This window comes from Sulfitobacter noctilucicola (assembly GCF_000622385.1).
GTDB lineage: Bacteria > Pseudomonadota > Alphaproteobacteria > Rhodobacterales > Rhodobacteraceae > Sulfitobacter > Sulfitobacter noctilucicola.
Genome location: NZ_JASD01000008.1, coordinates 2,487,961 through 2,501,128, shown reverse-complemented (window position 1 = coordinate 2,501,128; position 13,168 = coordinate 2,487,961). Strand labels below are relative to the sequence as shown.

Below are 13,168 nucleotides of genomic sequence, written 5' to 3'. Positions count from 1 at the left end.
GGCGGTAGTACAATAATGGGTATTGGTTGGTTTTGGTTTATTCGCCCCGTGGGAAGCGTTTGTTTTCTTCTAGAACATTCAGATCCATATGATTGCGCATGTATTGCTCTGACGCTTTACGCAGCGGTTGGTAATCCCATGGATAGTAGCCGCCCTCCCGCAGCGCCTCATAGACCACCCAACGGCGCGCCTGTGATTTGCGGACATCGGCGTCATAGGCGGCAAGGTCCCAGCGTGCTTCGGACTTGGCCTTGATCGAATTGAGCGTGCCCTGATGTTCTGGGTGACCGGCAAGATTGGTCAACTCATGCGGATCAGCATCAAGGTCGAAAAGCTGATCAGGGTCGATGGTGCAGCGGTTGTATTTCCATCTGCCGTACCTGAGCGAAACCATTGGCGTATAGGTGCCTTCAGCCGCGTATTCGATGGCAACCGGCTCCGTGCGCTCAACGCCCTGCCCCATCGGCACAAGGCTTTGGCCGCTGGTCCATGGCATCACCTCTTCCATACTGACGCCGGCCAAATCGCAAAGCGTTGGGCAGACATCGATGTTGCTGACAGGTGTGTTTTGCAGACCGGGTGACATTTGCGGTGCGCAAATCATCATCGGCACACGAGAGGACCCTTCAAAGAAGGACATCTTAAACCAAAGTCCGCGCTCCCCCAACATATCGCCATGGTCAGAGACAAAGAGAATTGTCGCTTCCTGACGGGTATCTTCGAGCGTCTGTAGGATCTCACCTACTTTGTCATCAAGATAGCTGATGTTGGCGAAATAGGCGCGGCGCGAGCGTTTGATATCATCTTCGGAGATATTGAAGCTGCGCCAGTCATTGGCGTCGAAAATCCGCTGGGAATGCGGATCGTGGTCCGCGTAGTCCATTGCCGGCACTTCCGGCAGCAGATGTTCGCAATCTTCATAGAGGTCCCAATATTTCTTACGGGCCACATAAGGATCATGCGGATGGGTGAAGCTGACTGTCAGGCACCATGGCCGCGCGTCGGCACCACGCGCGTATTCGTAAATCTTGCGGGTTGCGTTGTATGCAACTTCATCGTCGTATTCCATTTGGTTGGACGTTTCTGCAACGCCAGCGCCTGTGACCGACCCCATGTTGTGATACCACCAGTCGATACGCTCACCGGGCTTGCGGTAGTCAGGTGTCCAGCCGAAGTCTGCCGGATAGATATCCGTGGTCAGGCGCTCCTCGAACCCGTGCAACTGGTCCGGTCCAACAAAGTGCATCTTGCCTGACAGGCAAGTCTGATAGCCCGCACGGCGCAAGTGATGAGCATAGGTCGGAATGGAGGACGCGAATTCGGCCGCGTTGTCATAAACACCTGTGGCAGACGGCAATTGGCCCGACATGAACGCCGCACGCCCCGGCGCGCACAGCGGCGATGCGGTATAGCAGTTTGCGAACCGGGTGGAGCGCGCCGCCAATGCCTTAAGATTGGGCGCATGCAGCCAATCGGCAGGGCCGTCGGGAAACAACGTGCCGTTAAGCTGGTCCACCATCACGATCAGGATATTCGGCTTGGTCATTTCGCGGCTTCCAGCAAAAGGTGTAATGTAGAAAGCGCACTTGCCCGCGCAGCGGAGGCTCTACCCCGCTCGGACAAGGCAGCACGCAGGTAAAGGCCGTCTATCAACGCGGCCAATGTATCGGCATCAGCCTCGGCCGTTGCCGATACGGGCCGCAGCGCATGGGTCAGGTTTGACCGCAACCTGCGCTGGTAAAGCCGCAGCAGGCGGCGGGTTTCAACATTGGTAGGCGCGGCTGCATAAAGCGTCATCCATGCGTTCACGGTAGCAGGGTCAAAACATGTCTCGTCAAAGCTAGCAATGATGATGGCCGCTGCGCGGTCCTGCGGACTGCGGGCTTCTGCCAGACGCGCACGGACCTCTGCGCCGTACTCCGAAAGGATATGCCGCATCGCCGCCAGAAATATCTGATCCTTGCCACCGAAGTAATGGTGCGCCAGCGCAGTCGACATGCCAGCACGTTTTGCGATCTGGCCCACCGTCACATCCAGGGAATGTGCCGCACCGATCTCGTGTATGGTAGCCTGCACCAGCGCGGAGCGGCGTATGGGTTCCATTCCGACCTTGGGCATGGGAATCGGTCCTCTCGACGTTACCCGATAAGGGTAGACATCTTTATTGATCAGTCAATCAATAAAAAGAGATCAGACCTTCGTTGCGTTGGCGTTAGGTGTGATCTGGCGTTTCAATGTCGCCTCGCGCCAGGTGATAAATGTGACGGACCCAAGAATGACCGCACCGCCTAAGACAACCCAGATATCGACAGGTTCGGCAAATGCGATGGCACCCAAGGCTGTGGCCCAAACCAATTGAAGGAACGTGATCGGCTGTGTGACCGTCAAAGGTGCCGCTGCAAAGGCCAGCGTCATGGTGTAATGCCCTGCGGTGGCAAAGCAGGCGACTGCCATAAGGATCGCCAGTTCCTGTAACGTTGGCATGATCCAGACGGGGATCGCGAAAGGTGCCAGCCCCAGTGTTACGAATACGGACAAAAGACCCACAACCACGCCCGGACGCACCTCATCAGCAAGGACTTTGGCAATCAGATACGAACCGGCAAAGACAACTGCAGCCAACAGCATTGCCAGATGGCCCATGCTGACTTCGCGAAATCCCGGGCGCAAAATGATGGCGGCACCCGCAAGCCCCATAATCACAGCGATGATACGGCGTAGTGCCAGCTTTTCGCCCAAGAATAACGCCGCCCCGATCGTTACGTATATCGGCGCGAGATAGTTCATTGCGGTGACTTCGGCGATTGGGATGCGGGTCATGGCAAAGAACCACAGGATCACCCCCATCGCATGGCAAAAGCCTCGTAGGCTGAACAACGTCCACTGGCGGCGCGACAACCGCGTGCTGCGCAATGAGCCGATGATGGGGATAAGGAACACCAGCCCCAGACCGTAGCGGATAAATGCCGCCTCTGCAGCGGGCAGGCGCGGCCCCATGTATTTCACCAGTGCGGTCACCATGATGAAACACAGTCCCGTCACCAGCATCCAGAATATTCCCGTCAGCGGGCGTTGGGGTAATGCAGTGGTCATATCACCAGATTGAGCGCCGCGCGGGGAAAGGGCAAGGTCATCCGAACAAAAGTTTTGCCGCAATCGCCCACATTGTCAGTGCAATAAGCGCATCAAGAATTTGCCAGCTGACAGGTTTGGCAAACAAGGGGGCCAAAAGGCGCGCACCGTATCCCAAAGTAAAGAAAAAGCAAAAGCTTGCAGTAACTGCGCCGGTGCCAAAGGCCAGCCTGTCAGGATACTGCGCCGAGATTGATCCAAGCAGAACAACGGTGTCGAGATAGACATGGGGATTGAGAAAGGTCAGCCCCAAAAGGGTTAAGATCGCCCGCCGCAGCGATTGCGTCGTCACACCGCCGGTGTCAAGCATTTCCCCGCCCCGCCATGCGGACCGCGCGTTGAGCCATCCATACCAGATCAGGAAAGCCGCACCACCATACCGCATGACAGTCTCGAACCACGGCAGCGCCTCTGACAGCGCCCCGAAACCCGCGACCCCGGCAGCGATTAACAGCGCATCGCAGGCAGCACAGGTCAGACAAACCCAGAAGACATGTTCGCGCCGCAGGCCTTGTCGCAAAACAAAGGCGTTCTGCGCTCCAATTGCCAGAATCAGAGTGAGGCTTAATGCGAAGCCGGGGAAGAAAGACGTCATCATAGGCAGTTGATTGCCCTTTTTCACCGGCGGCAACAAGTGTTGAGCGGCCAGGAGACACGGATTGCCATAACATCACCACCGGTGAGCCGGACGTTTTTGAAACAAATCAAGCTTCTCGGCAGGAAAACGTCAAAAATCACACACGGTTTGGTGATCGGTCAATGAAAGGCTGGAAATTTGGGCAGGAGCGCTTAAATACCAGCAGCACTTAAAAGGATAAATAAGATGTTTGCAAAAGCACACCAACTCGACGTTACAGCCAGCGATCTCAAAGTGATCGAAGCGGCCCTTCATACACAAACCAAAATTCTTGATGTGCAGGCCGCAGCAGGTGGTGCCGCCGCACGTTCGCAACTTAACGAAGTAAAAAGAGTGTTGGCCCACGTGTCACAGCAAAAGCCGGTCAAATCTTTGGCGTCCAATTGCAACAGCTGGTTTAACCTGCGTTGCCTGTTCAGTGGCAAGGCCCGCGTCTGACGCAGGCCCCGCCAAATCTCTGAAAGCGCGGCTTAATCCGCGTTTTCAAGCTGCTCCATAACTTCGTCAGACGCTTCGAAGTTCGTGGTAACGCGTTGAACATCATCGTCATCTTCAAGCGCATCCACCAGCTTCATCAGCTTCTGCATGCCCTCAAGATCCATTTCGGTGGTCGTTGTCGGCTTCCAAACCAGCTTGGTTGATGCAGATTCGCCAAGTTCCGCTTCGAGCGCCGTTGCCACATCGTTCAGGTCTGTATCGGCGCACCAGATGACATGGCCCTCTTCAGAGCTTTCAACATCCTCGGCACCGGCTTCGATTGCAGCCATCATTACCGTATCATTGTCGCCCGCCTCGGCGGTGTAGGTAATCTCGCCTTTGCGATCGAACATAAATCCGACACTACCGGTCTCGCCCAGATTGCCGCCGTTCTTGGTGAATGTGGACCTGACGGTTGATGCTGTGCGGTTCAGGTTGTCCGTCATCGTTTCGACGATCACCGCTACGCCGTTGGGACCATACCCTTCGTAGCGAATTTCCTTATAGTCCTCACCTTCGCCCGCGACGGATTTCTTGATCGCGCGGTCGATGTTGTCCTTGGGCATGGATGCCGCTTTGGCTTCCTTGACGGCCAGACGCAAACGCGGGTTCTTGTCCGGATCGGGGTCGCCCATCTTTGCAGCAACGGTAATTTCCTTGCTGAATTTTGAGAACAGCTTGGCGCGGATTTTGTCCTGTCGCCCCTTGCGGTGCTGGATGTTTGCCCATTTGGAGTGGCCGGCCATGAGATACCTCTGTGTAGCGTACTGCGTTCGACGCGCTTATAGGGCAGCGCCCGACCGGTTCGCAAGGCTCACGTCTGCTGTGGTAATTAGCAGGGTCCGCCATTCTACCACTTGCGACGCGCGCAAGGGATCAGTCGGCGTGATCCTGCACAACGCCTCTTGCCCTGCCCCCCCAATCACAACATGGTGCCGGAATGAGTACAGATCAGATCATTCTATTCACTCTCTTCGGTGCCGTCTTCGGGATGCTGCTGTGGGGTAAATTCCGTTATGACATCGTGGCTTTCAGCGCCCTTATGGTAGGCGTTGTGCTGGGTGTCGTCCCCTCCAAGGACGCGTTTTCCGGGTTCGGGCATCCTGCCACGCTTGTTGTGGCGCTGGTTCTGGTCGTCTCTGCGGGGCTGGTACGCTCCGGCGCTGTGCTGCTGATCACCCGCACGCTGATTGATGCGTCGCGATCGTTGGGTGCTCACATCACACTTATGGGTGCCGTTGGCGGCATCTTGTCTGCATTTATGAACAATGTGGCTGCGCTGGCCCTGCTCATGCCGGTCGATATCCAGACCGCCCGCAAGGCAGGTCGTGCGCCGGGGCTCAGCCTGATGCCGCTGAGTTTTGCCACCATTCTGGGCGGCATGGTCACTCTGATCGGCACACCGCCCAATATCATTATCGCATCCATCCGGCAGGAAAGCCTCGGAGAGCCCTTCAGGATGTTCGATTTTGCGCCCGTTGGCGGCGTGGCGGCGATTGCAGGACTGATCTTTGTCGCCTTGATCGGCTGGCGGCTGATCCCCGCGCGCGAGGATGCATCACTCAGCACCGAAGATATCTCGCAATACATTGCCGAACTGGTGGTGCCCGAGGGAAGCAAACACGTCGGCAAACGGCTGGAGGAACTTATTCCGGTCGCGGAAACTGCTGACGTGGCCATACTTGGCCTCACCCGTGGCGGCAAACGGCGCTACGGGCAATCGCGCAATGTGGCACTGAAAGCTGGTGATGCAATCGTGCTTGAGGCGACACCGGATGCGCTGGACGAGTTCCGCAGCACGCTGGATCTCGCGCTGGCGGACAGCGCCCGCGAAGATCAACTGAAGGCCGGCGGAGAAGGCGTTGAAATTATTGAAGTTGTCGTCCGCGAAGATTCGCGACTGAATGGACGGACTGCGCAGGCCGTGGGGCTTGCCTGGCGGCAACGCACTGTACTATTGGGCATATCGCGACGGGGCCGCAAGATTACTTCACATTTGCGCGGTACCGAATTGGAAGTAGGCGATATTCTGCTTCTGCTGGTCCCACGTGACACAGCCGCTGATGTGACCGAATGGCTGAACGTCCTGCCACTGGCGGACCGCGGCCTTGCCGTGACAGAGAATACTAAGGTCTGGCTTGCCATCGGGTTGTTCGGAGCGGCGGTTCTGGCCGCGAGCTTTGGTCTGATCTACCTGCCGGTGGCTCTTGGTCTAGTGGTCATCGCCTACGTGCTTGCCAAAATCGTACCGCTATCCGAACTTTATACACATATCGAATGGCCAGTCGTTGTCCTATTGGGATCAATGATCCCCTTGGGCGCTGCACTGGAGACCTCCGGCGGAACCGAGCTGATCGCTGGTGCCTTGCTGGGCCTGACAGAGGGCCTCGCGCCATGGATCGTCCTGACTGTGCTGATGGTCGTTACCATGACCTTGTCTGATGTGCTCAACAACACAGCGACCACCATTGTCGCGGCCCCTGTCGGCATCCAGATGGCCCAGACGCTGGGCGTGTCGCCTGATCCTTTCCTGATGGCTGTCGCTGTTGCCGCCTCCAGCGCGTTTCTCACGCCTATCGGGCACAAGAACAACACGCTGATCCTTGGCCCCGGCGGCTATGGCTTTGGCGATTACTGGCGTATGGGCCTTCCGTTGGAGATTATTGTCGTTGCTGTATCCATACCGGCCATTCTGGTGTTCTGGCCGCTATGATCCTGCCCCCATCGCCCGCTGTTACCAAAACAGCGGGATGACTGCACTGACCAGCAGCGACATGGACACGTTCAACGGGATACCAACGCGCATGAAGTCCGTGAATTTATACCCACCCGGACCGTAAACCAGCGTATTAGTCTGATAGCCGATAGGTGTTGCAAAGGCGCAGGATGCCGCAATCATCACGGCCACCACCAGCGGCCTTGGATCCATGCCCAGCGCCGCAGCAAGGCTTATTGCGATAGGTGTCATAATCACAGCAACGGCGTTGTTTGAAACGATCTCGGTCAGGATCGTTGTCAGCAGGAACACGCAGAAAATCACTACACCGGGAGGCATCGTAGCCAGTGTCGGCGAAATCGCATCGACCATCAGGGTAATAGCACCGGAATTTTGCAAGGCCGCCCCGACCGCCAGCATCGAGAAAATGAGTGCCAACAGGCGGCCATCCACGAAGGAAAAAGCTTCCTCTGCATCAATGCAGCCCGTCAGCAGAACGACCGCCACAGCCACGACAGCAAGCAGCAGGATGGGGGCCACATTGAGTGCGGCCAAAATAACGATGCCTGCCAATGCCGCGATGGCTATCGGCGCATGACCGCGCCGGTAAGCGCGCGCTGTCGGGTGGCTAACGTCGACCATGTCCATGTCGGACGCCAGACGAGAGATGTCCTCAGCCGCGCCTTCCAGCAGCAGCGTATCGCCAACTTTGACAATCAAATCATCTAGTTGCATACCGATGTTCTGGTTGCGGCGGTGCACGGCCAGCGGATAAACACCGTAACGGCGGCGCAAGCGCATCGCGCCCAATGCACGGCCAACCATGCGACATCCAGGCGTAATAAGTACCTCGACGGTTGTCGTCTCGACCGCCGACAGCTGGTCAACGCGTTTGAGTTCCTTAGTGGCCTGAAGGCTCAGAAGTTCGGTCATTTCTGTCCGCAGAACAACACGGTCACCAATCTCCAGCACCACCCCTTTGAGGTTACGGCGCAGGGATTCGTCGCCACGGACAACGTCGATCAGGCGCACGCCCTGCCGTTTGAAAAGCTGCACATCCAGCACTTCACGGCCGATCAGGTTGCTCTCGGGCGGAATGACGGCTTCGGTAAAGAACTTCATCTTGGAGCGGTCAGACAGCATAGAGGCCATGCTCTCGCGATCTGGCAAAAGCTTGCGACCGAAAACCGCCATATAGGTCAGCCCCCACGCGCAGACCACCAGACCGATGGGCAGGATCTCGAAGATGCCAAAAGGGGCAAGCCCCTGACTGCGTGCGACACCGTCAACCAACAGGTTCGTCGAGGTGCCGATCAACGTCAGCGAGCCACCCATGATTGCGGCGTATGAGAGCGGGATCAGAAGCTTGGACGCCTTGGTGCCAAGGGTTTTGCTCAATTGCACAACCACGGGGATCATGACGACAACGACGGGTGTGTTGTTCATAATTGCACTGGCCCCCATCACCGAAAGGATCACGCCGATCACGGCCATCTTGGGGTTTGTACGGGCGTACCGTTCGGCCATACGGGTCAGCACATCCAGCGCACCGGTACGTACCAACGCGCCCATCACGATGAACATGGCCGCGATGGTCCAAGGCGCAGAGTTCGACAGGACCATGCGTGCGTCCTCATAGGGCAGCACACCTGTCGCCAGAAGCATCGCCGCGCCACCCAACGCTACGACTTCGGTCGGGAAAGTCTCGCGCAGGAATAGAATAAACATGACCACGACGACCGTGATGGACAAAATCGCACTGCCGGTCTGTGAAAGGGAAAGGAATTCCATGTGTCGTCCTCAAGGCGCCGCAGCGCGTGTTATTCAGCTGGATCCAGCATGCCGCCATCCGCCGATGCCGGTTTGGGCTGAACCAGATACATGCCCGCAAATATCACGGCCAGTGCCACCCAGATGGTCGGTGCGTATGCTTCGTCCAAGATCAGATATGCCCACACCAGACCAAACCCCGTTACCAAATAGCTGACTTGAACGGTAAACACAGCCCCCGCCAGTCCGGCAAGCCAGACATAGGCGGTGTAGACGAAAACATGGATCACACAGCCCGCGACAAGCGCCATCTGTGGTACAGGCATCGGAAGTTCGGGGAAAACCATCTGACCGGTCAACAGCATCACCGGTGTAATCAGCACCATGCCAGCCACCGATGCCCCCAGCATCACCTGAAACGCATCAAGGCCCTGCGTCCCCCATTTGGCGATGTAGTTCCCCTCAAAGGCGTAGAATGCAGCAGTCAGCAGATAAATCAGCGCCCATCCCGTCGGGACCGCCTGCCCCATTTCGACAGAAGGCGCGATAATCATCAGCACGCCAATCAATCCGAAAATAAGCCCGATCATTCGACGCCACTGAAAGGTTTCACTGCCCACCGCAAGCGCGATCGCAAAGGCGAACATCGGAATGATACTGAGCAACAAAGACATGATCCCAGACGGCAGATGTACCGCCGCCTGATATGAGATCGTGTTCGGCAGCACTGCGCCAATCAGCGCAAGGATGATGTAAAGCCTAATCGCCTGCCTGTTTAAAGGCGGCGCGGTACCGCGCAATGCGCAAATGACTGCCATCAGAGCCGCGCCGATCACTGTCTGCCAGAACAACAGTCCAAACGGGCCATATCCCGTAGAAACCGCGATTTTGGTCATAGGCTGTGTGGCACCCCAGCCTGCGCCCATGATGATCAAACATCCCGTAAAGAATGCAATCTGGCGGGTTGTCATGGCATGCTCTGTTGCAACTTTCCGCCGCTGCGCACAGGTACAATGCGGGTGGCGCGGCCTGTCTTGTCATCAGTCTCGATATAGACGCCGGACAAGGTTGCCTCGCTGTTGGCGGGTGTAAAGCGCTCTTTCGGCATGCCGGTGATAAAGCGGCGCATCGGTTCGGTTTTCTCCATCCCGATCACCGAATGGTAATCGCCACACATGCCCGCATCGCTTAGGTACGCAGTCCCGCCCGGCAGGATCATCGCATCTGATGTCGGCACATGGGTATGGGTGCCTACGACAAGGCTCGCACGTCCGTCGCACCAATGTCCGGTTGCCATTTTCTCTGATGTGGCCTCGCAATGGATATCAACGATAATTGCCGAGGCCATGCCGCCCAAGGGGTGCGTTTTGAGCACCTGATCAAGCGCCGAGAACGGATCGTCAAAGGGCCGCTTCATAAACACCTGCCCCAGCGCCTGCGTAACAAGCACCTTACGCCCACCTTTGGCAGTGAAAAGACGCGCCCCTTTTCCCGGTGCATTCTTTGAGAAATTCAGCGGCCGGATAATGCGCGGTTCCTGTTCGATGAAGTTGAGCATATCCTTTTGGTCAAAGGCATGATCACCGAGCGTCAGACAGTCCGCCCCCGCCTCCAGCAGCGTTTTCGCGTGGGATCCTGAGAGGCCCATCCCGCTGGTCGAATTCTCGCCGTTCACCACTACGAAATCGAGCTTCAGCTCTTCGCGCAGGCGGGGCAGATTTTCAGAAATGGCACGCCTGCCGGCGCGGCCCATTACATCACCAAGAAAGAGTATTTTCATAGGCTCTACGGGTATGCTTCTGCGGCCTTTTGGGCAAGCGGCAAATGAGTATGATCTCTTGCCCTGACCCCTCCTGTGTTCGATACGGCGGCTTAGCCCCGTTCAGATATAGAGCATACAGGCGTCATCACTGAACACCGTGTTGTGGTTCGGCTGTTCCCCGAGCTTGAAGCCCACGACAAAGACCACATCATTTGCCTTCATCGCGGTTCTCTGGAAATTCTTGCACAGAGCCTTGCGCAACTCGAAATTGGCAAAGCGCATCACATCCCAGGGCCTTGCATGCTGTGCATTGGCGAATTTACTGAAGGCGTCCTTGTCACCGGCATAGACGATATCCACGCGAGACTGCTCTGGGTAGACCTCAATCGCCTCGAATGCCAATGGTCCACCACCAACGATCGTCCTCTGAAGGGTCTTGGCGATCTTGGGTGCGTAATCCTGCGCCTGCGCATGCAACCATGCCCGTTTCTATGGGCCTTTATCTGGCATCACAGAGGTCATTCCGCCTGACGTCCAGATCGCCGCTGCCACCGCAACAAGCGACTAGCCCGCAAGCCCCATCACACCAGTCAGAATTGATACCCGCATGTTTTTCGTCTCCGTTCCAACTCGGGTCTTCAGGTAAGAGGGAACTGAAGCACGCGTTTGGCATCACATTGTCATCTGTGGATATTCGCCAATGAAGCGCCCGCTCTAGACTTCGATGACACCGTTTTCAGTGACGATCAAATCAAGCGGCTGATCTGTAGCTTCCAACGGAAGGTGCTCTTCTTCCTGCCCTGCAAAAGCAAACCCGATGGCAAGCGTGGCCCGTTTAGAGCGTAGCATTTCAAGCGTGCGGTCATAAAATCCACCACCGTAACCCAAACGCCCGCCCTGCCGGTTAAAGGCCAGTAATGGGACAATCAGAATTTCAGGCTCGAAATATTCTGGGTCTTTTGGTACCAAGGCCCCGAAAGATCCCGGCTCCATCTCTGTTTCGGATGTCCACCGCGCAAATGTTAACGGCATGCCGGCACCCTGAATAACAGGCACACCCACATGACCATGCGCCGTCGCCTCTGCCATGGCGGGTGTCGGGTCAATCTCCGTGCGGATGGGCATAAAACCTGACAGCGGAACACCCCGATACCCCGCGAGCACCTCGCTTAGGAATCCGGACTGCGCCGCATTCGCCCTTTCGAACAATGGTTTGCGCCTCGCAAAGGCTGCTTTGCGCATCTCAGCTTTAGCAGTCGCTATCTCGCTCATAGCAAGACCGCTGCTGCCAGACCCAGAAATGCGAAGAAGCCGACGACATCTGTCACCGTGGTCACGAACGCACCAGACGCCAGCGCCGGATCAACCCCCACACGTTCCAACAGGATCGGGATGCCCGTGCCCGCCAGCCCCGCAACGACCATGTTGATGACCATTGCCACCGCAATCACATACCCCAGCGCTGGCGAGCCGAACCAGATGATACCGACTATTCCCATCACGACCGCAAAAATGACACCGTTGATCAGCCCGACCAGACATTCACGGCGGATAACCCGCCAGACGTTTGATCCTGTAAGGTCTTTCGTCGCAATAGCGCGCACAGCGACAGTCAGGCTTTGCGTACCCGCATTGCCGCCCATCGACGCCACAATCGGCATCAGCACAGCCAACGCCACGATCTGTGCAATCGCAACTTCGAACTGCGAGATCACCATGGATGCCGCAATCGCAGTGACCAGATTGACCGCTAGCCACGGCAGCCGCTGTTTGGTGGTCTCGATCACACGGTCCGACAGGGAGCTTTCGCCCACACCCGCCAGACGCAGGATGTCTTCTTCGTGCTCTTCATCCAGCACCGCCATCGCGTCATCGATGGTGATGATCCCGATAAGGCGCCCCTCGTCGTCCACAACCGGTGCGGAAATCAGGTGGTACTGGTTGAACGCATAGGCGACGTCCCCCTCGTCCTGCATCGCAGGAATGATCTGGAAGGTCTCCTCCAGCAGGTCCCTTAGCTTGGTGGCGCGTTTGGAACGCATGAGCTTGCCCAGCGTCACATTGCCAACCGGATGCCCGCGCGGATCGACCATCACAATATGGTAGAACTGGTCCGGCAAATCCTGCTCCGGTGTGCCGCGCAGATGGTCAATCGCCTCGCCCACGCTCCAGTGTTCGGGGGCCATGACGACCTCGCGCTGCATCAGACGACCTGCCGAATATTCGGGCCAGCTTAGCGCCTGCTCAACTGCCGCTCGGTCGGCTTCTTCCAATGCCCCGAGGATCGCTTCCTGCTGGTCGTCTTCAAGATCTTCGATCAGATCGACCACATCGTCACTGTCCAGCTCACGCACCGCCTGGCTCAGCACTTGCGGGGTCAGAACTTCGATCACTTCTTCACGGATCGATTCGTCCAGTTCAGACAGGATTTCGCCGTCGAATTCCTTGTCATAAAGCCGAATCAGCCGGCTGCGTTCGAACACACTGATCTGTTCAAGAAGGTCAGCAATATCAGCCGCATGGAGCGGCTCCATCAACTCGATCAGTCGTGCGCGGTCATCAATCTCAACCGCGTAAAGGATCGAGGCGACGGTACGCGGTTCCAACTGATAATTCTGGGCTTCGTCCTCTTCGGGAGCTTCAGTGTTTTCCGCGACCTGATCCGACATCTATC

At 57.0% G+C, this 13,168-nt stretch carries 13 protein-coding genes; 2 read left to right on the top strand and 11 right to left on the bottom strand.

Going from position 1 to position 13,168, the window contains the following annotated elements; translation table 11 throughout:
- Positions 1-37: 37 nt before the first annotated feature.
- The 4 genes from betC to Z946_RS0115810 all read right to left on the bottom strand — a co-directional run bounded on the left by betC (position 38) and on the right by Z946_RS0115810 (position 3,727).
- On the bottom strand, positions 38-1,546 hold the full coding sequence (gene betC / locus Z946_RS0115825) for a choline-sulfatase (protein WP_025056699.1): 1,509 nt from the start codon (positions 1,544-1,546) through the stop codon (positions 38-40).
- A complete protein-coding gene (gene betI, locus Z946_RS0115820; protein WP_025056698.1) occupies positions 1,543-2,118 on the bottom strand; it encodes a choline-binding transcriptional repressor BetI in 576 nt (191 codons plus the stop codon). The genes betC and betI overlap by 4 nt, the downstream gene beginning before the upstream one ends.
- A 72-nt stretch (positions 2,119-2,190) precedes the next feature.
- Positions 2,191-3,093 carry a DMT family transporter gene (locus tag Z946_RS0115815; RefSeq protein ID WP_025056697.1) on the bottom strand — a complete coding sequence of 301 codons (903 nt, stop codon included), beginning with the start codon at positions 3,091-3,093 and terminating at the stop codon, positions 2,191-2,193.
- A gap of 37 nt (positions 3,094-3,130) precedes the next feature.
- A complete protein-coding gene (locus Z946_RS0115810; protein ID WP_081780887.1) occupies positions 3,131-3,727 on the bottom strand; it encodes a LysE/ArgO family amino acid transporter in 597 nt (198 codons plus the stop codon).
- 228 nt (positions 3,728-3,955) lie between these two features.
- Here Z946_RS0115810 and Z946_RS0115805 point away from each other — a divergent pair, with 228 nt between their 5' ends.
- Positions 3,956-4,207: a hypothetical protein gene (locus Z946_RS0115805; protein ID WP_025056695.1), complete on the top strand. Its 252-nt coding sequence runs from the start codon at positions 3,956-3,958 to the stop codon at positions 4,205-4,207.
- Positions 4,208-4,239: 32 nt separating this feature from the next.
- Here Z946_RS0115805 and Z946_RS0115800 read toward each other — a convergent pair whose 3' ends face one another.
- A complete protein-coding gene (locus Z946_RS0115800) occupies positions 4,240-4,992 on the bottom strand; it encodes a YebC/PmpR family DNA-binding transcriptional regulator (protein WP_025056694.1) in 753 nt (250 codons plus the stop codon).
- A gap of 194 nt (positions 4,993-5,186) precedes the next feature.
- Here Z946_RS0115800 and Z946_RS0115795 point away from each other — a divergent pair, with 194 nt between their 5' ends.
- Positions 5,187-6,959, top strand: coding sequence for an SLC13 family permease (locus tag Z946_RS0115795; protein ID WP_025056693.1), 1,773 nt, complete (start codon positions 5,187-5,189; stop codon positions 6,957-6,959).
- 21 nt (positions 6,960-6,980) lie between these two features.
- Here Z946_RS0115795 and Z946_RS0115790 read toward each other — a convergent pair whose 3' ends face one another.
- The 6 genes from Z946_RS0115790 to mgtE form a co-directional block, all read right to left on the bottom strand.
- Complete coding sequence (locus Z946_RS0115790) at positions 6,981-8,753, bottom strand: SLC13 family permease (RefSeq protein ID WP_025056692.1); 1,773 nt, start codon at positions 8,751-8,753, stop codon at positions 6,981-6,983.
- 29 nt (positions 8,754-8,782) lie between these two features.
- Positions 8,783-9,703, bottom strand: a complete 921-nt coding sequence (locus Z946_RS0115785; RefSeq protein WP_025056691.1) for a DMT family transporter — start codon at positions 9,701-9,703, stop codon at positions 8,783-8,785.
- On the bottom strand, positions 9,700-10,512 hold the full coding sequence (locus tag Z946_RS0115780; RefSeq protein ID WP_025056690.1) for a TIGR00282 family metallophosphoesterase: 813 nt from the start codon (positions 10,510-10,512) through the stop codon (positions 9,700-9,702). Before Z946_RS0115780 ends, Z946_RS0115785 begins: the two co-directional genes overlap by 4 nt.
- Before the next feature lie 102 nt (positions 10,513-10,614).
- Positions 10,615-10,971 carry a hypothetical protein gene (locus Z946_RS0115775; RefSeq protein WP_025056689.1) on the bottom strand — a complete coding sequence of 119 codons (357 nt, stop codon included), beginning with the start codon at positions 10,969-10,971 and terminating at the stop codon, positions 10,615-10,617.
- A 237-nt stretch (positions 10,972-11,208) separates the two neighbouring features.
- Positions 11,209-11,766, bottom strand: coding sequence for a 5-formyltetrahydrofolate cyclo-ligase (locus Z946_RS0115770; protein ID WP_025056688.1), 558 nt, complete (start codon positions 11,764-11,766; stop codon positions 11,209-11,211).
- The gene (gene mgtE, locus Z946_RS0115765; RefSeq protein ID WP_025056687.1) at positions 11,763-13,163 is read right to left on the bottom strand and encodes a magnesium transporter; all 1,401 of its coding nucleotides are present in this window, start codon (positions 13,161-13,163) and stop codon (positions 11,763-11,765) included. The genes Z946_RS0115770 and mgtE overlap by 4 nt, the downstream gene beginning before the upstream one ends.
- Between the last annotated feature and the right edge of the window lie 5 nt (positions 13,164-13,168).